Raw genomic sequence first — 22,990 nt, 5'->3', positions numbered from 1 at the left:
AGGAGGTACGAGACCAAGGATGGTCGAAGGTAGAATAATGCAGGAGCAATTATCGAGAGCGAAGCAGGATGCCAGAGCCGAGAATAACTATTAGCTCAAATCCCACTACTTTCCTACAGCGTTTTGAATTCCCGCTGAATGGTCAAACTTTTAATGCAATTGGTATAATAACACTCCCGATACCCGACCAAATGCAGAACGTGCGATTCAAACAAACCTCGGGCCTGTTGATTCTTGGTACAAGTACCCAGAAACATTAGGTGAGCAAGGCGTCGGTTATGGCATCGCCGAGTTAATATCTTTAGACGTCAAATATATTCAAGTTTTTGCTGAAGAAAGAGCTGTTCCTAACTGCTGGTCAATCAAAGTTGGTTACGAAAAATCAAGCTGTTACGTACAATATAAAGAAGCCTGTAGCAGCGAAGTTCCACCAGAAATACTATTAGTATCTACAGCTTGTTGATCTGTATTGCACCAGTATTGTTTGTGCTCAAGCCTACAGCTTCACTTTCCTAGCCCCTTCCAATGCTAAACAGTAAATTTGAAGCGGGCCAGAGATCATACCAATGTCTAACCTCCCCTTGCTAGCGCTGCAATTTAATGCCAGTGCATAACCGTGTAGATAATCGACCAACAGGTCGAGTGCATCTTTTGCACTTTTATCGTCTAACCCTATAGGTGCTATGATCGTATTAAATCTCTCTATAAAAATCTCTGCGGGGTTATTTGATTCCATATTTAATAGCGTTTCTAATAACCCAGGATAATCATTAAGTAAGTTTAAATAGCTGCTACACAGCTTTTTAAGCGCTAACTTCCAGTTCTCGTCAAGCTTAGGCTGGTAAACTTCGTCTATCAGCGATATCGTAATAGCCTCCAATAGCGCATTTTTGTTACTAAAATAGTAGTAAATAGCCATTCCATCGACATTTAGCGTGTTCGCCAGGCTACGGATGCTGGGGATTTTTCCCTGCTGTTGCATCATTAGCTTAGCGCTATCGATAATAATCTTTGCATTTAACTGGTTGTCCGAACCTTTAGGCCGTCCGCGTTTTTTCTCTATAATTGACATCAATCCCTCACTTGACCACCTTTATTTCTACAGTGTAGAATATTGTAATTGAAAGCCCGACAGAATGCCAAGCAATGGGCTAGAGTTACAGTAAAAAACTGATATGAGAGTTAAAATATGAAATGTTCTGTTTATATCGCAACCAGCACTGACGGCTACATAGCAAGAAAGGATGGCAGTGTTGATTGGCTGCATAGCGCTGGCAACTCACAAGCAGATATGGGAAGCCACGCCGATATGGGTTTTGCTGAATACATATCTTCAGTTGATTGCTTAATCATGGGCCGTAAGTGTATGGAAATGATTGCCAGCATGGAACTATCTCCTGAACAATGGCCCTATGGAGATACACGCATCATTGTGCTCAGCAATACTCTTAAACAAGCTCCTAGCAACTTACAAGATAAAGTAGAAATGTACTCAGGGGATCTGACAACGTTAGTTGCTATGCTCGAAAGTGAGGGACATCAGCATGCATACATTGATGGTGGCACCACCATCCAATCATTCTTAAACCTTAAGTTAATCAATGAAATGACCATTACGCTCGCGCCCGTTATCTTAGGTGAAGGAATTGCGCTATTTGGCAAAACGGCTACGGATATCAAACTAGTTAAAGCAAGCGCTATTGCGTTTGCCAATGACTTTGTACAAGTAAATTATCAAGTTAGCTATTAGTTGTTAGTTATTAGTTCCGTTTAACATTTAGACTGCTCTAGCTAGAAGGAACTGGCTAGCAGAGTCTAGCTAATGGAGCATATCTATCGCCAGTAACCTGGGGAGTCGACAAATGAAGCTATATCAGAGTTACTTGACGCTTTTATTTGAAATGAACCGCCAAAACATAATATAAAACCTACGAGTTTTTACTGACTGTCCAGACTCTGTATTTGATCTATTAAAACCCTGCTGCCAACGATCAAACAAGTTCTCTTTAGTCTGTCCTTGGTTTCTATTCAATGATTTATTGTCCTTTAACTCATGAGTTAAATCATCCAATGAATCATCTAATAGTCTCAAGCTAGGGTTATATGCCACGCGCTTATTCTTGTCGCTATTACGCCAATATAAATATTGCTCTGCACGTGCGTACTGTTTGTTAATAACAGTATGAGCGAATAGAATGACCAGCGGAAACAACTGCTTTTTAATACGCTTGCAGGCAAAAAACACGAATTTCATCGTTAAAGCGAGTAATCCTAACAACAGTAGACCATATAGCCAGTAAGCTTTAACAAAGCTCAATGGTGTGTGAGTGACTTGCCATGATAGCGCCTTAGCAGTAAGTGTTGTTAACTCTTCATCATTGGTATTCCACCAGTAAAAAGACAGTTCAGGTAGAGTCACTTCGCCACTTTGCTGCACGATATAAGTTTGCTGGTAAACTTTACTCGCGCTGAAATCCCCCCGATTCTGGCGATCTTCACTCTCTACAGGGCCTCGATAACCATATAGGATGTCTGACTTTGAAAGCGGGAAGTCTGGAAACAACATAGCACTAGTATCGGTCGCATTAATGGTTAACGTACGAGTGATTGCATCACCAATATGCAATTCACTCCCCTTTCCTGGCGTTATTTTTTGTCTGAATGTTACCTTCGGCGCCGCAATATAGTGATTTGCGTTAGCTAACGCTTTATTAGGGAATGCAACAGTAAAGTGCTGAGCTTGGGTGTATAACGTACCTTTAATGCTAGACCCTGGTTTATCAGCAACATTCACGGTTACCGCTATTTTAGGAACGGTGATAGCGCCTACCGCTTGCGGATAGAGCGTCAGTTGCCACTCCTGCACTGACCATGTTTTACCGTCAATTCGATCGGTGTAGTTATTGGCTAATTTTTTACGTCGAAGTACTATCGTATCATCTACATCAAAAGCACTAATATGGCTACCACCTGCAAACCATGTATCGGTCGAGATCTGTATATAAAGATCAACTTGCTGCTGCGGTACAACAAGGCTAGTCGGCGCTAGCCGAGTGGTAATTTTTAACTTTCCTGCCTGCTGCAATTCATTAATAGTACTGGGAGTGATAGTCGTTAGAATCCCATCATCACTTGCGAAAGCAAGATTAGGAAAGCTACTTATTACTAGCAGACTTCCTAGAGTGACCAGCCATATTAGTGTGATAACAACGACTTTAAATAGCGTATTTAGTGATGCTAGAATAGGAAATAGTCTCTCCAAGCTCTCATCGTCTATTAGAGCCTGTTTATTGGCTAACATAAGTGATTCTCATCATTAGTTTGATGTCAATTGCTGACGTTGATTAAGCTGCGTTCTGAATTTTGTTGCCAAAAACCTACTGGGTGAACCTTCTACCCGCTTCATCCATGCCTGAGTTAGCGCATCATCTGCGAGTAATTGTTCAGCGGTATAGGTTTGCTTAATTAGCATTTGCGCGGAGATTTTCTCATCAGCTCCCTCGCCTGTCTGAGGTTCATCACCTAACTCTGTAGAAGTTTCATCTTCAGTATTGGCTTGGCTTTCACTTTGACGGTTTATATCATCAATGATCTTCTGGATTTTTCTCAAATTAGTTTGTGCAGGCTTAAAGGCGGGATACTGCTGCACGACTTGTTGGTATAGCTGCCTAGCAGCAATGTACTCTCGTTGTTGCGCTAACGCGTTAGCAGCGCCAAACAAAGCCTCGGCGCTGTCGACTCGTATAAAATAGATATAAGCGGACTTAAACTCTTCTGCTAAATAAAAAGCGGTGGCTTTGCTATAAGGCTGAGTGAAACTCTGCGCTGCTTTTCTGTATTCCCGCTTTTTAAAATAACGCTGCCCTTGCTGATCTGGCGTTAACCATGCGTCAAACCAAAACTGGCTAACCGTAAGCTTTATTTGCTGCAGGTTTTGCTTTTCTGCCATTGGAGCGTCCATTTCAGCTGTTTCAACAGTATTAGCAGAGTCACTAGCGGCTGCGCTCTGCCCCGGCGCGGTAAACATTAACATGCCAACAAAACACCATTGAACGGTCCAGCCTTTACGAAACCACAGGAGAAAGACTGCTACTAAGATAAACACTAGTGGGTAGCTCATTTCTTGCCAAGGCTCAGCGCTATTGCTATTGATAATAACATTGCGTTCTATCAATCTATTGATTGATCCAACATCGCTATTATCGACTGATATTTGTTGATAGACCCCACCTAAATGACTAGCCAGAGAATCTAATTCTTCACCCTGAAACTCAATATCGGCTTCGCGCTTATTATCACCACTACCTAATACTATTAGCTGTAAGGTATGGTCATTCGCATAGTTCCCCTCTTGTTGTGAACCCAACTCTGCTAGCTCTTTCGGCCTATTAAAATAATCAATAAAAGCTTTCTCACTACCAGTACCGATCCCATCGGTTATCCAGAGCACTGTGACAGGTTGAGTTGCAAAATCGCCCTGCGTGAATAGCTTGTCTATCTCAGCTAACCCATGCTCAGCAAACTTACCTTTTCGCGGCATAATTTTTGGTGTAATAGCCTCCAGCAACGGGAGGAATACAGCGTTATCTTTGGTCAAAGGCATGGCTATATGCGCACTACCTGAATAGACAATTAGTGCAGTGTTGCCTCCATCTCTAATAGCAAGCAGATCGGAGATTTTTTGCTTAGCACGACCGAGCCGAGAAGGCTGAACATCAGTTTGTAACATCGACTCTGAGACATCCAATAGGATGACTAAAGGCGCGTTATCCTCTCCAAAAGGAGAAGCTTGTCGCTGCCACGTAGGGCCAGCAGCTATTATTATCGCGATACAAAATCCAAATCCCCAAAATAGAAGCGGTAGCCGTTTTCGCCAGCTCGCATCACCAATTCTAAGCGCTTTTTCTAGATGTTTAGGAAGCACCATTTTTCGATGTTTAACGGCCACTCTATTACCTAAGTGCGCCACTAGTTGCCAAGCAAAAGGTATGATTAGCAGTAACCAGTAAGGCCTAATAAAATGAAACTGTGTTAACACTGTGTCAATATCCATCACGCCTTCCCCTCGATTTCTGAGTCGTTCTGACTGGGTTTGTTAACGTTGAACCGACGTAAAACAAATACCATAATGTAAGTAACCAGATAGATGACGAGTGCGGCTGCTATGGGCAAGTAATGGACACTTTTTTTCGGCTGATAAGTAAAGCTAGCAAACTTTGCAGGCTCCAGTTTACTTATCGTTTGATAGACCTTATTGAGCTCTTGTGTCGAAATAGCGTTAAATGCTTTACCTCCGGTGAGCGCAGCAACACCTTCAATCACTTCCATATCCATTGCTTGTTCACCAACGGTTTGCGGATCGCCAATGGCTATAACATGGACTCTTATACCTTTTTTAGCCGCGATTTTAGCCGCCTCAAGTGGCGGGACGGAACTGTCGGTGTCATTACCATCGGTTAGCAATAACACCACTTTATTTTTTTGTGATGATTTTATTTCATCGCTTGACATCACCTTAATCGCTAAACCTAATGCATCACCGACATGAGTACTTTGACCTGCCATAGCCACGCGACTTTCATTAAGTAACCTTAACCAAGAAGGCAAGTCTGCTGTAAAAGGAGCCTGTAGATAAGCCGCGTCACCAAATAGAATAAGTCCGAGCCTGTCACCCTGTCGCTGCTCAGAAAACTCATGCAGTACGCGCTTAACTGCATCCAACCTTGAAATATATTCATCAGAAAATGCAGTAACCGAGGAGTTTGCGACTCCGCCGGCTATTTGTTGTTTAGCGTGCAAGGTGAAATCTTTAGTGTCCATTGAGCCAGATATATCGACCACGACCATTAGATCGCGGCCTATTTGCAGCCGTGTTTGTGGTTCACCAAGGATCACTGGTTGGGTCATGGCTGTAACTAGCAGCAACCATACAATAAATAGCGCACATTGTTGCCAACGCGACGGCTTTAGGTATTGCAGCGCTGAGTTAGGTGCTGACTTCAATAGAGCCACGATAGTATTAAAAAACGGAACCCTAATTGCGGCCTGTTTGACTTTAAAAGCGGGCAAAAAATAGTTTATTAACCAAGGTAAGGGTAGCACCAACGCCCAAAGAGGATAGTTAAATTCAAGCATCTGCACTCGCCTTTTCGACAATCAAACTACTAGGCAATTTTGGCGTATGATGCATTAACCAAACACAACACTGCTGTGCCAGGTTGTTCTGGACCGCAATAGCATCCTTAGCTTCAATTTTGGATAGTAAACTAAGCAGCCACGCATCACCTAATGGAGTATTAAAGCTAGTGTTGTGTTCAGCCGTTATATCTAACAACAGCAGGAATGCATGCCCGTCAAGCGCAGCTAAGGTAATGCGATCAGGGGAAGCTGTTGCTTGAGTCGCTGCAGTGCCTTTGAGACTGCTCGACAGGCTTATGTTTGACGGAACCACCAACGTTGAAGCTCCGTAGGCAATAGAAATGGCCTGCTTGATCTCTTTTAGCACTATGACTGAAAACTCTGCTAGCGGTTTACCTTTTGCTGCCATTACTTTTTTGACAGCTTGCTTACGGTAGCGATTTTGTCGCCAATGTCTCACCCGTCTATAAGAATATACTGCAACGAGCGCAATCACAGAGGATAACAACAGCCACCAGCCCCAAGTTTGCGGTACAAATGCAACAGCTTTAGGCATTTCAATCCCCACAAACTCATTCAGTTGCAGCATCGGATTACCAAAGCTAAACTCGCTTTGTTCTGATGCCCTTTGAATATGATTTATGCTCAGCATCAATTAGCCCTCCTACCTAATGCAGAGCAAAATTGATTTAACTCACTGCCATCAGTATCAATTTCTATCACAGGTAAAATTTGTGTCCGGCTAGCACAATTAAGCACGTGGAGTTTCTGCTTAAATTGATCGCTATAGTGTTTATAAAAATTCGGGGATTGGTGATTTATCTGTTTCGGGATCATCGATAACTGATCACTACCGTCAGTAGCGACTAGATCACTTATATGGTGAAGTTCTCGTTCAAACTGGTCATGGACATAAACTAAAACAACGTCATTTTTGCGTTGTAAATGTTTTAGCAAAGTAAGCGACTCATCATTGAATCCCTGCCAGTCACTGACAATGATGATTGTTGAATTTCCACTGCTGATTTTGTCGAGCTGTAGTAGGGTTTTATTTAAAGAAAAGTGGCTTTTTGTCGCATAGCTTTCAGCGTTAAGCTTATGATTTTTTACTATAATTGATTGGAACAAAGATAATACATTGGCGCTACTACGACGTGGTTTTGTATAATGACTTTGATGGTCATCGAACACCAAACCGCCAACTCTGTCACCACTTCGTAATAGGGTCCAAGCAGACAATGCGGATAATTGAGCAGCAACAACAGATTTCATCGCATGCTCCGATCCAAAAAACATCGAAGCGCGTTGGTCGACAACGATCAATGCTTGGCGCTCTTTTTCTTCGCTGTAAGCACGAACATGAGGTTTACCCGTTCGCATTGTCGTGCGCCAGTCCATATTCTTTACGTCATCACCGTCTTGGTAATGCCTAAGCTCTTCAAAGTTAAGCCCGCGACCACGAACTTTAGAGTTATGGCGGCCTACTTGGGCACTGGTTCTAAATTGCCCTTGCTGAAAAGACAATTTTTCGGCTGCAGGCTTTAACGCCACCAGTGTTTGTAATTCACAATAGATGCGAGGATCCAGCGATTGCAAGTCGAAATCACTTCTCGTAATAGTTTTACGTAGCCGCTTTGATTTAAAATCCACTTAATTACTGTCCATACGGAACGTATTTGAGTATGTCATCGACAACCTGCTCAGGCTTAATACCCGATGCAGCGGCGTCGTAGCTCAACATAAGACGGTGTCCCAGAACACTGTGCAGTACAGCTCGCACATCATCAGGGCAAACAAAGTCACGCCCATCAAGCCAAGCGTGTGCCCTCGCGCAGCGATCCAGCGCTATACTAGCCCTTGGACTCGCACCGACTTCTATCCACTTAGGGAATTGAGCGTTGTCATATATATCAACATAACGAGTCGCCATAATGAGGTCAACGATGTAGTTTTCCATGACTGGCGAGACATAGATATCGGCGAGCTCTTGCTGCCCAGTAATAATATCTATTGGCGAAACGACCAATGCACTGTCAGTTTGATTTAGGTTCACAGTGCAACTTTCTTCCTGCCTAACTAACTTAATAATGGCCAGTTCAGCTGTCTTATCTGGGTAAGCCACATTAACCTTTAACGTAAAGCGATCCATTTGTGCTTCAGGTAACGGGTAAGTTCCCTCTTGATCAACAGGGTTCTGCGTTGCTAAAACCATAAATAGATCTGGTAACTTTCGAGTATGACCAGCTGCAGTTACCGTTCCTTCAGCCATCGCTTCAAGTAGAGCCGCTTGTACTTTGGCTGGCGCCCTGTTTATCTCGTCGGCTAGTACTAAGTTGTTAAAAATTGGGCCGGGTTGAAAGTCTAGTTGCGGTTTGCAGGCGACCTCTCGATAAACTTCAGAGCCAGTGACATCAGACGGTAAAAGATCTGGGGTAAACTGTACACGACCGAAATTAGCTTGCATTGATTTTGCGAGCGCTTTTATGGAACGTGTTTTTGCAGTTCCAGGTAATCCTTCTAACAACACGTGACCTCGAGTCAGCAGAGCTATTATTAGAGACTTAACGACATGATCTTGACCAACAACACTTTTACACACTGCAGTGTATAAAGCGCTTACTGCTTTTTGAGATGAATTCACTCGAATTTCCATAGCAAACAAAGACTATGGTTTGATTTTAAAGGGTTACATAGGTCCTCAACACTGGGAAAAATACTTGAAACTCGTGTTTCAAGCGCTTTGTCTTAATTTCAAATAATTGCGAGAGTAATTACAATATACCCATCCCACTTGAAAATGCTCGTTTCAGAGGTGTTGTGCTAGTTCAATTCTAGGCGCGTTAACGTGGAAATGGTTATTCCCTTTTAAGTTATCGCAACAACGAAGTGGGCTTGCACAACCCCTTCTTCGATGGGCGTTTCTTATATAAAAAGCATGGGCTTTACTCTGTGTTATTGATTTTACCAAGGGAGTGACCATTAGCTGCAATCAATGCCTCGCCTACATGGATATAAGTGTTTAGGTTCAGCATGGAGCAATAACCTTTGACTAAAGCCCATTAAACTCCCACTGAATCCTGCACTTTCAGGTCGGATGGGTATAGACCATGGAAATGGATAAAAATTATCAAACAATCCCCCTATGAATTGATTGAACGCATATTAGACCACAATTGGCTTGATACAAGACTAAACTCTTATGGAAAAATCAAATTGCTCATGTACACTCATAACATACTGACTTAGTGGATAAGTTCATGAGCCAACGTACTCTTCATACACTTTTCAAGCCTAGATCCGTTGCGATAATAGGTGCGTCTAACCAGCCGAAGCGAGCCGGCAATGTACTGATAAAAAACCTGTTATCCGGTGGCTTTTCAGGGCCGATTATGCCGGTAACACCTAAGTACGAGGCAGTAATGGGCGTACTAGCCTATCCTAATATAGAGTCATTACCACTTAAGCCTGATCTTGCCATTGTCTGCACCGCAGCCAATAAAGTGCCCGCCATTATCGAAACGCTCGCACAGTTTGGCTGTAAAGTGGCAATTGTCATGGCGTCGGGAATGGCCGACGAACTCAATAAAGATGGAATCAGTCTGCTGCATCAAATGGAGCAATATGCTGTTCGTTATGGCATGCGGATCCTAGGACCTAATAGTCTTGGAATGATATTACCGAACATTGGCTTGAATGCCAGTTTAGCCCACACCAGTGCTCTTCCTGGAAAAATCGCATTTGTATCACAATCAGCAGCAATCTGTACTACGGTACTTGATTGGGCAAACAATAAGGGAATAGGTTTTTCCTCTTTTATATCACTCGGTGATGCAAACGATATCGATTTTGATGAACTATTGGATTATTTGGGTCGAGATTCAAAAACCGATGCAATTATGCTCTATATCGATTCCGTAAATGAAAAACGTTTGTTTCTATCTGCAGCGCGAGCAGCATCAAGAAATAAACCTATTTTAGTCATTAAGTCTGGTCGCAGCGCTGAAGGCACAAGCGCAGCTAAACTCCATACAGGCGGTGTAGCCGGTAACGATGCCGTTTATGAAGCAGCTTTTAGGCGTGCAGGTATGTTACGAGTTAATGACTTAATTGAACTATTCGCAGCAGTAGAAACCTTAGCTCACTCAACACCATTACAAGGTGAACGCCTTGGGATAATCAGTAATGGTGGCGGCCCTGCGGTTTTGGCTCTCGATGAGCTTATCCTTAGCGGTGGCAAACTACCTCCGCTAGCAGCAGACGTCTACCAAAAACTCAATGCTCTTTTGCCAAAAAGTTGGTCAGGACAAAACCCTGTCGATATAGGTGGCGATTCAGATGCGATCCGTTATGCAAAATCTCTTGAAATAATGATGGATAGCGATAATTTAGATGCCATCTTAATATTGCATTCGCCATCCGCATTAGGGGAAAGCATACAAGTCGCCCAAGCGATTGCGGATACCATCGCAAAGCATCCCAATAGGAACAGAGTCAATATATTAACCAATTGGAGCGGCGAAGATTCAGCTTACGAAGCCCGTAGACATTTTTCTAAATCAGGTATCCCGACCTACCGCACACCAGAAGGTGCAGTAGGCGCATTTATGCACATGGTAGAATATCGACGTAATCAAAAGTTACTGCAAGAGGTTCCGCTATCGATCCCGGATAATATTCCAGCCAACACAGCCGTAGCACGAGAAAAATTACAAACGGCGTTAAGCCAAGGCAAGACCATATTAGAAACACACGAATCTAGCAGTATATTAGGTGCCTATGGTCTTAATACTATCGATACTTGGTTCGCCAGCACAGCCGAGGAAGCGGTTGATTTAGCTAGAAAAGCAGGTTACCCCATTGCACTAAAAGTACAGTCACCTGATATACACCACAAATCAGATGTGCACGGTGTTATGCTCAACCTCACCTCTGATAATGAAGTTGAGCATGCAGCTAAAGCCATCATTGATCGCGTAATATCTTTGGATCCAGATGCTAAAATTGAAGGATTAATTGTACAAAAAATGGCGCTTACAGCTGGTGCTCAAGAAATAAGAGTCGCAGTAGCTAATGATCCGGTTTTTGGCCCTGCGATACTTCTTGGAGAAGGCGGTTCTGAATGGGATCCTACTCAAGATGCATCAGTAGCCCTACCGCCACTAAACATGACGTTAGCTCGTTATATGGTGATCCAGGCACTAAAAACTAAAAAGTTAAAAGATCGTCACCTTCCACTTGGTCTTAATATGAATGCATTGTGTGTTTTACTGACACAAATATCGCATTTAATTATCGACTGCCCTGAAATAGCATCACTGGATCTCAACCCCGTTCTATGTGCCGGAGAGTCAATCACCTTGCTTGACGTCAATATTCAATTGCACAAAGAACCCGTCGATAATGCTGCAAGGCTTGCTATCTCTCCTTACCCTAAAGAGCTTGAACAATTAGCAACGCTGAAAAATGGTAATGAAGTGATGCTTAGACCCATCCTTCCTGAGGATGAGCCGAAGCATTTAGCCTTTGATAATTCACTCTCTGATGAAGATAGATACAAGCGCTACTTTGGCGTACGTTCAAAAATGACCCACGAAGAGATGGCGGTTCTAACTCAGATAGATTACGCCAGAGAGATGGCATTTATTGCAACAGCTAAAGGAGATGATGGCGATGATATAACGCTAGGCGCAATCAGAGCTTCAATTGACCCAGATAATACAGAAGCGGAATTTGCCATGGCTGTACGCAGTAATTTTCAAGGGCAAGGGTTGGGCAAATTACTGCTTGAAAAACTCATAAAGTATTATAAAGCTAATGACACACTCGTACTCACTGGGTTTACCATGTTTGAGAATCGCAATATGGCAAGTTTGGCTAAACACTTAGGTTTCACAGTAACCTTTGATATGGAAGAGCGCTTGATTAAAATGCATATGGATCTTAAGGCATAATTTTAGCTTAACGCTTAGATCAGGGTTTAGTGATGCAGCACAATTTAAGTGGGCAAATTAGCGCCCACTTTCTTCTACAACGATTGAGAAAACCTGTCTAACCAGACTCTGATTCGACCATCACACAGTTACGGCCCGCTGATTTAGCACGATACAGCGCCTCATCAGCACGAATAAAGTAGCTATCTTTGCTATCTTCATGTTTCAATGACGCACAGCCAACTGAAACCGTAATGTTGCCCAAAGGGAGTTTTTTCTCTTTGCCTATGGTCAGGTTCCGTTTTGCTATTTTTTGTCGCAAATTATTAGCGACAATTTTAGCTTCAGCGATTCCCGTATTAGGCAACAAGATGACAAACTCCTCGCCGCCGTACCGAGCAACAAAATCATCGCCTTTAACACTCTGCTTCAGGGCTTGAGCTACGTATGTTAACACCTTGTCGCCGATTAAATGGCCATGTACATCGTTGAACTTTTTGAAATGATCAATATCAACCACCAGTAAACTACTTTCAAACTCTTTCTGGTTGAAGGTGTCAATATGACTTATCACTTCTTCGTCAAAAGCGCGGCGATTATTAAGTGATGTCAGTTGATCGGTCATGACAACAGAGCGAAGTTCAGACATCTCAGATTTAAGTGCTGAAACCTCTTGATTAATGGTATTAAGGCTTTGATCCATGGCAATATTAGCATCAATAATACCATCTAATTCGGTGGTAATATCATCGACAAGTTGCTGTAAGACTTCAGAGCTTGGATTAGTTTTAAGTGCCTTATCAAACGCCTTTAACGACGATGAAAACTTTACATTTCCGTGACTCATTCCAGCAATTTTAGCAAGCAACTGATTAATTAATAATTGCGTTTCTATCTGCACATTCTCCATCACTTCGGGTGAATGTTGCTGTATATACGTGGTAAACAAACCTTCACATACCGTCGCGGTAAAACTGACTTCGTTTGCCAGCAAGCCATCTATGGCCCTTTTTAGATCTAAATTAATTCCTAAGTAATACTCATACCAAACGGAATAGTTATTCGGTGTAACTGGAATGTTCAGTTCTGACATCTTGGGAACTGCATGCCTTAGAATTCGAGCTGACAGCTCGGTCTCGGACAAATGTTGAGCCATATCCATAAATTATCTTCCCCAGGACTAAATATCATACTTATCAATACAATAAACAAAAAAGAGGATGTTGCCATCCTCTTTTATCATTTATTTACTACTTTTGACTGATTACTACTGTCTACAGCTAGAGAAAATATCTTTCTCTTGCTGATAAACCTCTGTACTGACATTCATTAAGCCTAATAAACTATCAAACAGGTTATCGTGAGAGTAACCTCCTTGCTCTGCTTCCTTGGCCAGACAACTCAGATCCAGTTTATTTTGTTTTGCAAAACCTGCAGAGAACCAACCCAAGAAAGGAACTTTAGTTTGCTCCTCTGGTGCAAACGCATAGGGTGCACCATGCAAATACATGCCACTTTCACCTAACGACTCACCATGATCGCTTATATAGAGCATTGCTGTATCGAACTCTTCGTTTTTTGCCTGAAGCTTTTTCACCACCTGCGACACAATGTAATCGGTATATAAAATCGTATTGTCATAGGTATTCACCAACTCTTCATCACTACAATTTTGAATATCACTGCGCTGACAATCTGGCGTAAAAAAGCGATGTTCATCTGGGTAGCGCAGGTAGTAAGTTGGACCATGTGAACCAATAATATGCAGTACAATAAGGCTATCTTTTCTGCTTATACCACTAAGGCGATCATCAAGTGTATTGAGTAGGACCTGATCATAACAGTATTGTCCATTACATAAATCAGGATCACTGTCGTGTGCAATAAGTATATTATCAATATTACGACAGACACCTTTACAGCCACTGTCATTATCAAGCCAGTCTAGCCCTATACCTGCATGATTTAGCACATCTATAGCATTGTCCTGTGCTTTTGCCTGTCTAGACTCGTAGTGCTTTCTATCCATTCTGGAGAACATGCAAGGCAGTGACACAGCGGTAGCCGTCCCGCAAGAGTGCGTATCTTTAAACGTTAATAAACCTTGTCCTTTCGTATGTGTATTCGTCGGTTTGCCATAGCCATAGTATTCATAATTCATCTCACGTGCGGTTTCACCCACTACCAGTACCACTAGGTTCGGCTTGTCATTTTGTTTATCTGTGGTGTTCTTTGCATCTAGACCGAGTTGCTTGTACTTAATTGGCTCTTGCAGATAATTGGTATTAATGTATTTTGCAGTAGAACCTATAAAATATGTAGGAATGATATGGCGTTTTATGATGTCATTATTACGGCCAAACGAAACATAATTTTGATAGTAGAAAATCGCGATAATACCAATACCAATAAGCATGGCAGCCATAAGAACAAACTTATACAACAGCTCTTTAACCAGTGGTTTAAATTCAATATTAGCCTTAAAGATAAGCACCGCAGGAACAACGCCAGTCACAACAAAGTTAAGCACTGAAGCCCAATTTAAATAGGTCACAGCTTCAGCAGAGTTTGTCTCAAAGGTATTTTCAATCATCCCGTAATCAAAAACCACGCCGTACTGCAACGCAGCAAAAAACACGCTTGATGACATTAGCGTGAGCAGGATGAAAAACGGTTTCGCAAGGTACTTGAATGAAAAAATGCTAAATATAAAACTGAGTGCAAAAATTAGAAAGAGTGGAATAGTTGCGATAAAAACAAGGTTTACATCCGCTTGCTTCTCTACTCCCTGTTTAACGATTTGAAAAAATGGAATATTAAAAACACAGACATAATAAAGCGCTAGTATGACTGTAAACTGATTACTGCTAAGGCTTTTTAAACGAGATAACACAGTGAGGCACTCTCTTATTATTTGACCAGGATCATAACTACTTTTGACGGTATTCGGTGTGTGCTAATTGATAATGTCATTATCTCCTTTTAGCACGACTGTCACGCAACAATGGCAGCGCAACAATAGTGCAAACATATTAACACTAGCTCAATACTTGTTAAATTGTTTTACGCATTTCTTTGCCTAATCATATTAATTTGCTGACGATCGAATAAAAACAGCAGAAAACTCGAAATAGACCCAATAGTAGGCACTAAATCAATCAATAAGTTCATCGTATTTTTGATGTTAGTGTTTGTTGAAGGAACAGTTTGTTGAAGGAACAGTTTGTTGAAGAAAGTGTTTTCCTAGAAGGCGTGTGTCTAGTGACGCTGTTTTAATCTGCAACATAATGGCAAGATTTGATTGCTTTAGTAGATTAACCGAAGTAATTAGGTTGAAATTATGGTTTGTGTAGACTTTCTACTTAAGCGAAAAAATCAAAACTCATTATTGATACGCTTAAAGAAATCTAACATCAGACTACGCTCTTGTTCGCTAAAATTTACTGTAAGATCTGCGGTAAGTTGCATGTGGAGTTTATCATGCTCTTCAAACATCACTTGGCCAGCATCAGTTAATTCCACTAATATCGAACGACGATCAGTTTCGTGGGCGCGACGCAACACTAAGCCAGCTTTTACCATTTTATCAATTTGAACGGTTAGTGTGCCTGTAGTGACACCTATTTTCTCTGCCAACTCTTTCATTCTCATTGGACCATTCAAGCCTAAAATCTCAACGGTATGTACTTGGGGTAAGCTAAAGCCATTGTCTTTAACAACAGCCATTTCCCAAGACGATAACTTTTCATAAAACTCAATGATGGCGTGATTTAAGTGATCGTCTTGGTTTTTCATCTAATTTTGTTTCCTGAGCGGTTGAAACGTTATTGTGCCTGACAGACCTTATGCACTTCAACGGTTACATGACTTAAAGCCTTAATTTCCGATAATTTCTTTTTAATATCATCACAATTTGCACCACTTTCACTCACAACGATTAAGCTTGCTGCATAGTGATCAGCACTGACTTTCCAAACGTGCAGGTCAACCAAGCTATCACCCTCTTTCTCTATTAATTGTTTTATTTCTGCTAAAGGTTTTTGCTTCATGCTAGCGTCGAGCAAAATCGGCGCGGTTTGATGCATCAGCCCCCAGGCCCAACGAGAAATAATTACAGCACCTACAATTCCCATGACTGGATCCAACCAATTAAGACCCACATATTTTCCTAAAAGCAATGCACAAATTGCTAGCAGTGATGTCAATGCATCAGCGAGCACATGGAAATATGCAGCTTTGAGATTATGATCTTCATGACCGTGTGAGTGATTATGCTCGTGACTGTGCTGATGACTATCTCCATGGCTATGTCCATGGTCGTGATTATGATGATCTTTTAATAGAAATACACTGACGACATTAACAATCAAACCTATTACAGCAACCATTATGGCTTGATCGAAATGAATGTCTTGCGGATTAACCAATCTAACAGCTGATTCGACTAACATCACTAATGCGACAAGTCCTAAGGCTACCGCACTAGTAAACCCTCCCAGCACACTCACTTTACCCGTACCGTAGGAGAATGTTGGCGAGTTTGCATGCTTGCGTGCATAACGATATGCGAATAAGGTAATTAGAAAGGCTGCAGCATGAGTCCCCATGTGCCAGCCGTCTGCTAGCAGAGCCATAGAGCCGTAAATAGTTCCAGCAATAATCTCTGCAAACATAGTCACAACAGTTAATAGCAATACAATGGCAGTATTGCGCTCTCCACTACTATTGTGCGCAGCAAAGTTGTGCTTGTGCGTCCATTGTTGGCGTAATTGTTCAGCGTTTCCCATAATCCCCGATCCTTTATGCAACGTTTGTTGTCTTATCATTTAATGTTCTATAGTCAAATTTCACCCTATCTATGGCGACTAGATCTGTATTCAACTTTTATCTGCAGCACGCTTATGTTGGCATCATTATTTTGCTGTTATGCATAATGAACCTTTGACAAGTATGCTGCAGAGTTAGCTTGGATATCAATTATCTCCAAAAATAGATATTTTGACTATCAAACTATTATTCCAGCAATATGAGTGTAACGACAACAAAAATTTAAAAAGATGTGACCTAACGTAAAAAAAGAATTGCTACTTTTGTACCCTACTGCTGAAGAAAGCTTATTTTACTAAGGCAAAAAACATTACACGGGGAATAGGAAAAATACATAGTGCTTTGTTTTATTTGGTTTTTACAAAAAAATGGAAATAAACTATAAATAATTAAGTAATATTTAACCCCTTTTGGTTTTAATGCCGTTAGTAGAGGTATCACAAGTCAGTTTAATCATTTTATATTTTGGAGCCATTATGATTTTGAACGCATTTTCAAACAAGCAAGTACGTAGTTTAACCCTAGCATCGGGCCTTCTTCTCACCGCAGCGACTTTTTCAGCTAGCGCTACGTCACCAGTAAAACCTGACCAAACGGTACAACCTATGATCAATGCACAGGTCTATTCAGCGACAGATTATGTCTCACAAGAAGCCTCTAAAATGTTTCCAGCTCCAAAAGAGGGGCAGGTACAACACATATTGACGCTGGACTCATTAGATAATGAAGCAGATTACATACTTGAGGTCCAGGTAGGTCAAACTAAAATGGTAGATTGCAATAAACATGGCCTTACTGGTGAGTTAAAGCAATTATCAGTAAAGGGATGGGGCTACAACTATTACCAGGTCGATACGATTAATGAAGGGCCAAGCACTATGATGGCCTGTTTTGATAAAGCATTAACTGAACAGTTTTTACCCATTCCAGGTAGTCTAAAAATTCCTTATGACAGCCGTTTACCTAAAGTGATTTATTTACCAGAAAACAGCCAGGTACGCTACAGAGTTTGGAAAGTGGATGCGCCATTCGCTTATTCAGGCACTAAAGCTAAATAATATTTATTTGGAACTAAAAAAAGCTACCTCAAGGTAGCTTTTTTTAGTTCCTGGCAGCCATATCTATAATAAGGCCTGCGTTTGTAGTTTTTAAAGTGCGCCGATGGCTTCTTTACATAGCGCGGTAATTCTATTCCAATCACCCTGCTCCATTGCATCTGTTGGCGCAATCCAACTACCGCCAATACAATCTACATTTTTTAGCGCTAAGTAGTCTTTGTAACTACTCGGCGTTATCCCGCCTGTTGGGCAAAAGCGAATATCAGCAAGTGGTCCTGAGAATGCCTTAAGTGCATTCACGCCACCTGAAGCTTCTGCAGGGAAGAACTTAAAGTTGGTATATCCAAGTGCCATCCCTTCCATAACTTCAGAGATACTAGCCACACCAGGTATTAACGGTGTAGTCCCAGCCATCGCAGCTTTTAGTAGATCTGTCGTTGCACCAGGGGTGATAACAAACTGTGCACCTGCATTAACCGCTTGAGTTAGCTGCGCTTCATTCAAAATCGTACCCGCGCCAACTAATGCTTCGGGTACTTCTTTTGCGATTTTGCTGATGGCTTCAAGCGCGCAATCAGTACGTAATGTCACCTCTAGCACACTAATACCGCCAGCAACGAGTGCTTTTGCCAATGGCACAGCATGTTCAATCTTATTGATCACCATGACAGGAACAATAGGGCTGCGATTAAAAATATCTTGTGGTTGAATTAACCAGTTATTCTCAAGCATTGCGTTACTCTTCCTTTGTCTTTAATAAATTTCATCTATGGCGCTAGTACTGCGCGCACCGGTTTCAGGACTACTTAAGCTAGCTCTTAGTGCTCCGAAGAGTTCACGTCCCATGCCATAGCTTGTTTTGTGTAGGTCAACCTTTTCAGGCGTTCTTGCCTGCAGTTCAGCTTCATCAACCAGAAGACTTAACTCACCTGTAGTAGCATCGACTCTAACCAAGTCACCATTATGGATCTTGGCAATCATGCCACCATCTAACGCTTCTGGTGTTAAGTGTATAGCAGCTGGCACCTTGCCTGATGCCCCAGACATACGGCCATCGGTAAGCAGTGCTACTTTAAAACCTCTATCTTGCAAGGTACCTAATATAGGTGTCAGTTTATGCAGTTCTGGCATACCAATGGCTTTTGGCCCTTGGCCTTTTACAACCACGACACAGTCTTTATCTAACTCGCCTGCTTTAAAGATCGCTTCAAGCTTATTTTGATCATCGATAACAACAGCTGGGGCTTCAACAATACGGTGCTGCTCTTGTACTGCTGAGACTTTTATCACTGCTCGGCCCAAGTTACCTTTTAGTAGCTTTAAACCACCATTAGCTTGGAAAGGACTGTCTAAGCTGGTTAGCACTTCTGAGTCTAAGCTTGTTTTCTGGCCATCAACCCAGGTCAATTCACCATCACGGATCTGCGGTTCTTGGGTGTAACGCTTCAATCCAAAGCCTGCAACAGTCTCAACGTCCTCATGTAAAAGTCCACCATCAAGCAGTTCTTTAATCAAGAAAGCCATGCCACCAGCAGCGTGGAAATGGTTAATATCAGCATGTCCATTTGGATAAACACGAGCTAGCAGTGGTACCGCATCAGATAACTCTGAGAAGTCATCCCAGTTAATGATGACACCGGCAGCACGTGCAGCAGCAACAATATGCATGGTCAGGTTTGTTGAACCACCTGTTGCCAACAATGCAACGATGCCGTTAACAATAGATTTTTCAGAAACGATTTTACCAATAGGCGTGTACTGCGTACCCATTTCAGTCAAACGACACACCTGTTTAGCCGCTGTTTTGCTTAAGACTTCACGTAAAGGATCATCTGGATTGACGAAAGATGAGCCTGGCAGCTGTAGCCCCATCACTTCAAGCATCAACTGATTGCTATTTGCAGTACCGTAGAAAGTACAAGTACCTGCGCTATGATAGGATTTTGATTCTGCATCTAGCAGCGCTTCTCTGTCGACTTCGCCTTGAGCATACTTTTGACGAATTCGCGCCTTCTCTTTGTTAGGAATACCTGACTTCATTGGCCCCGCAGGGACAAATAACATTGGCAGGTGACCAAAACTCAATGCGCCGATGAGTAAGCCTGGTACAATTTTATCGCAAATACCGAGTAGTAGCGCACCGTCAAACATATTGTGAGACAAGCCAACCGCAGTGCCCATAGCAATCACTTCACGGCTTAACAAGCTCAGCTCCATACCAGGCTGACCTTGAGTGACACCGTCACACATCGCAGGAACGCCACCAGCAACTTGGGCAACGCTACCCACTTCATTACAGGCCCGTTTAAGCAGATCTGGGTACTCGCCATAAGGTTGATGCGCAGATAACATGTCGTTAAATGAGGTAACGATACCGATGTTAGCTTTGGTTAGCTGCTTAATCGATGATTTATCAGCTGGATTACATGCAGCAAAACCATGGGCTAAGTTACCGCAGCTCAATGCGCTACGATGTACGCCTCTATTTTTCGCATCTTCTAAAGCCGCGAGGTACTTAGCGCGGGAATCTTTGCTTCGTTCAATAATTCTGTCTGTCACAGACTGTACAACGGTGTGCATAATTACTCCTTAGGCGCTCCAGTAAACATCGACGGGTGTTTTGTGCTGATCGAGAACGGCTCTGATCGGCATTTCACTGCTATCGTTATCTGCCAGTGCTTGTCGGTAAACATCAAGTTTCTGCTCACCAACGATATGTAAATAGATTTGACGGCTTGCAAGAATGCCAGCCTTTGAAAGTGATATACGTGCATGCGGCGCATTACCTGGGGTAACCGCTACACATAAGTCATCACTTGTTAATGCATGTTCAAGTTCTTTTGCATCAGCGCAAGGGAACCAAGAACAAGTATGTCCATCGTTGCCCATACCCAGAACAACGACATCAAATGGCTTTGGGAAATGTGCTAACTGTTCCGAGGTCATAACTTGACCTTCATAAGGCGTTGAATACATATTTTTTAAGCCACAAAATTTGGCACTAGCAGCTCGATTTTGCAGCAAATTGTTTCTGACTAACCGCTCGTTAGAGTCACTGTGATCGTTATCGACCCAGCGCTCATCCGCTAATGTAATGTAAACATCGTTCCAATCTATGGCTTTTTTACTCAGTAATTCAAAAAGCTTTAATGGTGTCGAACCACCAGAGACAACTAGACTCGCTTTGCCCCTAGCATCAACTGCTTCTTGCAACTGATTAGCGATACGATCTGCAAGTTGCGCTTCAAGCGCAGCTTTATTGTCAAAGGATTTAAAAACACTTTCTTTAATCATCTTGATCCCCTACTCGTCCCAAGAACGACCGTCTTTAGTGATAAGCGCGACGGAAGCAACTGGGCCCCATGTGCCTGCTGGGTAAGACTTTGGTTTCTCGTCTGTTTCTTCCCAAGCTTGGATGATGCCATCGACCCAACTCCATGCTTGTTCAACTTCATCACGACGAACAAATAATGCTTGATTACCGAGCATTGCTTCTAACAACAAACGCTCATATGCATCTGCAATACGCTCATTTTTAAACGTATCAGAGAAACTTAAATCAAGCTTAGTCGTTTGCAAACGTTGCTTCTCACCTAGGCCTGGAACCTTGTTCAACATCTGGATCTCAACCCCTTCATGAGGTTGTAGACGAATAGTCAGCTTGTTAGGTGGTAAATTACGGTAGTTGGAGCTGTAAAGATTGTGTGGTGGGTTCTTAAAATAAACCACAATTTCAGAACTCTTAAACGGCATACGCTTACCACTTCTTAAATAGAAGGGAACGCCTGCCCAGCGCCAGTTATCGATATCAACGCGAAGCGCTACAAAGGTTTCAGCGTTTGACTGAACATTAGCGCCCTCTTCTTCTAGGTAGCCAGGTACTGGTGCACCTTTTAGGAACCCACTTGAATATTGGCCTCGAACTGTATTTTCGTAAATATTATCGGAATTAATTGGGCGCAGTGATTTAAGCACTTTCACTTTTTCATCACGGATATTATCGGCGTCTAAGTTAACAGGAGGATCCATAGCAACTAAGGTTAAAACTTGCAGCAGATGGTTTTGGATCATGTCACGCATCTGTCCAGCTTTATCAAAGTAGCCCCAACGCCCTTCAATACCAACCTCTTCAGCGACGGTTAGCTGCACATGGTCTATGGTACGGTTATCCCATTTAGAGGCGAACAGAGAGTTAGCGAAACGCAGCGCTAGCAAATTCTGTACAGTCTCTTTACCTAGGTAATGGTCAATACGGTAGACTTGATTTTCATTGAAGTAAGCTGAGACTTGATCGTTAATGATCTTAGAGGTGGCGAGATCTGAACCGATAGGTTTTTCTAATACAACACGAGAATCAGGGAAGATAAGGTTTTGTTCATTTAGGCAACGACAGATATCACCGAATATTGAGGGTGGCGTCGCAAAATAGCTCACCATCACTCTCTTTTCAGGCTCTAGTACATCGTGAAATGCTTTATAGCCTTCAGAAACCGTAAAGTTTGTTCCTACATAATGACAACGATCTAAAAAGCGATTGACGGTTTCGTCACACAATTCGTCTTTTACAAATGTCTTCAATGCCGTCATCACAAGTTCACGATACTCTTCTTGAGTAAAGTCATCTTTGGCAACGCCCAGTACCTTAGTATCTATATTGAGTAGGTTTGCTTTATCAAGCTGATATAGAGACGGTAGTAACTTTCGCTTAGCGAGGTCACCTTTGGTACCAAATAGAACAAAATCACAAGCTTTGGCTTCTGGTGTTGTTATGCCCATAGCTTCAAAATCTCCTTTTGATCCTGTGTCCCACCATTTTTGATGAGATTTCACATGTTTGTTGTAATATAACAACAGAAATTGGTAATTGCATCTAAATTCTATAATAAACTTCAAGTCAGTCTATTAGGCATGTTGACACAATCTCTGATATGCTTTCGTGATAAAATTACTAAATTTTATCATCTTTGTACCTGTTATCTTTATAATTTTATCCAAGCTTAAATGTTTAGCCAGTGTTGTACTTGCTTAGCTTTCGAA

General features: G+C 42.2%; 18 protein-coding genes. 3 read left to right on the top strand and 15 right to left on the bottom strand.

Annotated elements, in window-relative coordinates; translation table 11 throughout:
- Window positions 1–496 precede the first annotated feature (496 nt).
- Window positions 497–1,072 carry a TetR/AcrR family transcriptional regulator gene (locus L2730_RS15750; RefSeq protein ID WP_248975455.1) on the bottom strand — a complete coding sequence of 192 codons (576 nt, stop codon included), beginning with the start codon at window positions 1,070–1,072 and terminating at the stop codon, window positions 497–499.
- A gap of 117 nt (window positions 1,073–1,189) precedes the next feature.
- On the opposite strand from L2730_RS15750, the gene L2730_RS15745 reads away from it, so the two are divergent.
- Window positions 1,190–1,750: a dihydrofolate reductase family protein gene (locus L2730_RS15745; RefSeq protein WP_248975454.1), complete on the top strand. Its 561-nt coding sequence runs from the start codon at window positions 1,190–1,192 to the stop codon at window positions 1,748–1,750.
- 129 nt (window positions 1,751–1,879) lie between these two features.
- Here the strand turns inward: L2730_RS15745 and L2730_RS15740 are convergent, their stop codons facing one another.
- The 6 genes from L2730_RS15740 to L2730_RS15715 are packed head-to-tail and all read right to left on the bottom strand — an operon-like array spanning window position 1,880 to window position 8,791.
- Window positions 1,880–3,301: a hypothetical protein gene (locus L2730_RS15740; RefSeq protein ID WP_248975453.1), complete on the bottom strand. Its 1,422-nt coding sequence runs from the start codon at window positions 3,299–3,301 to the stop codon at window positions 1,880–1,882.
- A gap of 15 nt (window positions 3,302–3,316) precedes the next feature.
- Window positions 3,317–5,053: a vWA domain-containing protein gene (locus tag L2730_RS15735; RefSeq protein WP_248975452.1), complete on the bottom strand. Its 1,737-nt coding sequence runs from the start codon at window positions 5,051–5,053 to the stop codon at window positions 3,317–3,319.
- Window positions 5,053–6,135 carry a VWA domain-containing protein gene (locus L2730_RS15730; protein WP_248975451.1) on the bottom strand — a complete coding sequence of 361 codons (1,083 nt, stop codon included), beginning with the start codon at window positions 6,133–6,135 and terminating at the stop codon, window positions 5,053–5,055. The genes L2730_RS15735 and L2730_RS15730 overlap by 1 nt, the downstream gene beginning before the upstream one ends.
- Window positions 6,128–6,790, bottom strand: a complete 663-nt coding sequence (locus L2730_RS15725; RefSeq protein WP_248975450.1) for a DUF4381 domain-containing protein — start codon at window positions 6,788–6,790, stop codon at window positions 6,128–6,130. The genes L2730_RS15730 and L2730_RS15725 overlap by 8 nt, the downstream gene beginning before the upstream one ends.
- Window positions 6,790–7,788 (bottom strand): DUF58 domain-containing protein, encoded by a 999-nt coding sequence (locus L2730_RS15720; protein WP_248975449.1) that lies wholly within the window; start codon window positions 7,786–7,788, stop codon window positions 6,790–6,792. The genes L2730_RS15725 and L2730_RS15720 overlap by 1 nt, the downstream gene beginning before the upstream one ends.
- Before the next feature lie 4 nt (window positions 7,789–7,792).
- The gene (locus L2730_RS15715) at window positions 7,793–8,791 is read right to left on the bottom strand and encodes an AAA family ATPase (protein WP_428848462.1); all 999 of its coding nucleotides are present in this window, start codon (window positions 8,789–8,791) and stop codon (window positions 7,793–7,795) included.
- 604 nt (window positions 8,792–9,395) lie between these two features.
- On the opposite strand from L2730_RS15715, the gene L2730_RS15710 reads away from it, so the two are divergent.
- Window positions 9,396–12,089: a bifunctional acetate--CoA ligase family protein/GNAT family N-acetyltransferase gene (locus L2730_RS15710; RefSeq protein WP_248975447.1), complete on the top strand. Its 2,694-nt coding sequence runs from the start codon at window positions 9,396–9,398 to the stop codon at window positions 12,087–12,089.
- A 97-nt stretch (window positions 12,090–12,186) separates the two neighbouring features.
- On the opposite strand, the gene L2730_RS15705 is transcribed toward L2730_RS15710, so the two are convergent.
- From L2730_RS15705 to dmeF, 4 genes are all read right to left on the bottom strand, one after another.
- A complete protein-coding gene (locus L2730_RS15705) occupies window positions 12,187–13,230 on the bottom strand; it encodes a GGDEF domain-containing protein (protein WP_248975446.1) in 1,044 nt (347 codons plus the stop codon).
- Window positions 13,231–13,335: 105 nt separating this feature from the next.
- Window positions 13,336–14,961 (bottom strand): phosphoethanolamine transferase, encoded by a 1,626-nt coding sequence (locus L2730_RS15700; RefSeq protein WP_248975445.1) that lies wholly within the window; start codon window positions 14,959–14,961, stop codon window positions 13,336–13,338.
- Window positions 14,962–15,443: 482 nt separating this feature from the next.
- Window positions 15,444–15,863, bottom strand: coding sequence for a MarR family winged helix-turn-helix transcriptional regulator (locus L2730_RS15695; RefSeq protein WP_248975444.1), 420 nt, complete (start codon window positions 15,861–15,863; stop codon window positions 15,444–15,446).
- A 29-nt stretch (window positions 15,864–15,892) separates the two neighbouring features.
- A complete protein-coding gene (gene dmeF / locus L2730_RS15690) occupies window positions 15,893–16,855 on the bottom strand; it encodes a CDF family Co(II)/Ni(II) efflux transporter DmeF (protein ID WP_248975443.1) in 963 nt (320 codons plus the stop codon).
- A gap of 516 nt (window positions 16,856–17,371) precedes the next feature.
- Here dmeF and eco point away from each other — a divergent pair.
- Entirely contained in the window at window positions 17,372–17,953 is a 582-nt protein-coding gene (gene eco / locus L2730_RS15685) for a serine protease inhibitor ecotin (RefSeq protein ID WP_248975442.1), read from the top strand.
- 90 nt (window positions 17,954–18,043) lie between these two features.
- Here the strand turns inward: eco and L2730_RS15680 are convergent, their stop codons facing one another.
- Genes L2730_RS15680 through zwf form a run of 4 tightly spaced genes read right to left on the bottom strand, consistent with a single transcriptional unit; the run spans window position 18,044 to window position 22,729 of the window.
- On the bottom strand, window positions 18,044–18,685 hold the full coding sequence (locus L2730_RS15680; protein WP_248975441.1) for a bifunctional 4-hydroxy-2-oxoglutarate aldolase/2-dehydro-3-deoxy-phosphogluconate aldolase: 642 nt from the start codon (window positions 18,683–18,685) through the stop codon (window positions 18,044–18,046).
- 21 nt (window positions 18,686–18,706) lie between these two features.
- Window positions 18,707–20,533, bottom strand: coding sequence for a phosphogluconate dehydratase (gene edd / locus L2730_RS15675; protein ID WP_248975440.1), 1,827 nt, complete (start codon window positions 20,531–20,533; stop codon window positions 18,707–18,709).
- A gap of 9 nt (window positions 20,534–20,542) precedes the next feature.
- Complete coding sequence (pgl, locus tag L2730_RS15670) at window positions 20,543–21,247, bottom strand: 6-phosphogluconolactonase (protein WP_248975439.1); 705 nt, start codon at window positions 21,245–21,247, stop codon at window positions 20,543–20,545.
- 9 nt (window positions 21,248–21,256) lie between these two features.
- The gene (gene zwf, locus L2730_RS15665; RefSeq protein ID WP_248975438.1) at window positions 21,257–22,729 is read right to left on the bottom strand and encodes a glucose-6-phosphate dehydrogenase; all 1,473 of its coding nucleotides are present in this window, start codon (window positions 22,727–22,729) and stop codon (window positions 21,257–21,259) included.
- Between the last annotated feature and the right edge of the window lie 261 nt (window positions 22,730–22,990).

Source organism: Shewanella kaireitica (assembly GCF_023284045.1).
In the GTDB taxonomy this organism is placed as follows: domain Bacteria; phylum Pseudomonadota; class Gammaproteobacteria; order Enterobacterales; family Shewanellaceae; genus Shewanella; species Shewanella kaireitica.
The sequence above is the reverse complement of the archived record's forward strand: the minus strand, read 5'-3'. Positions and strand labels throughout refer to the sequence as shown.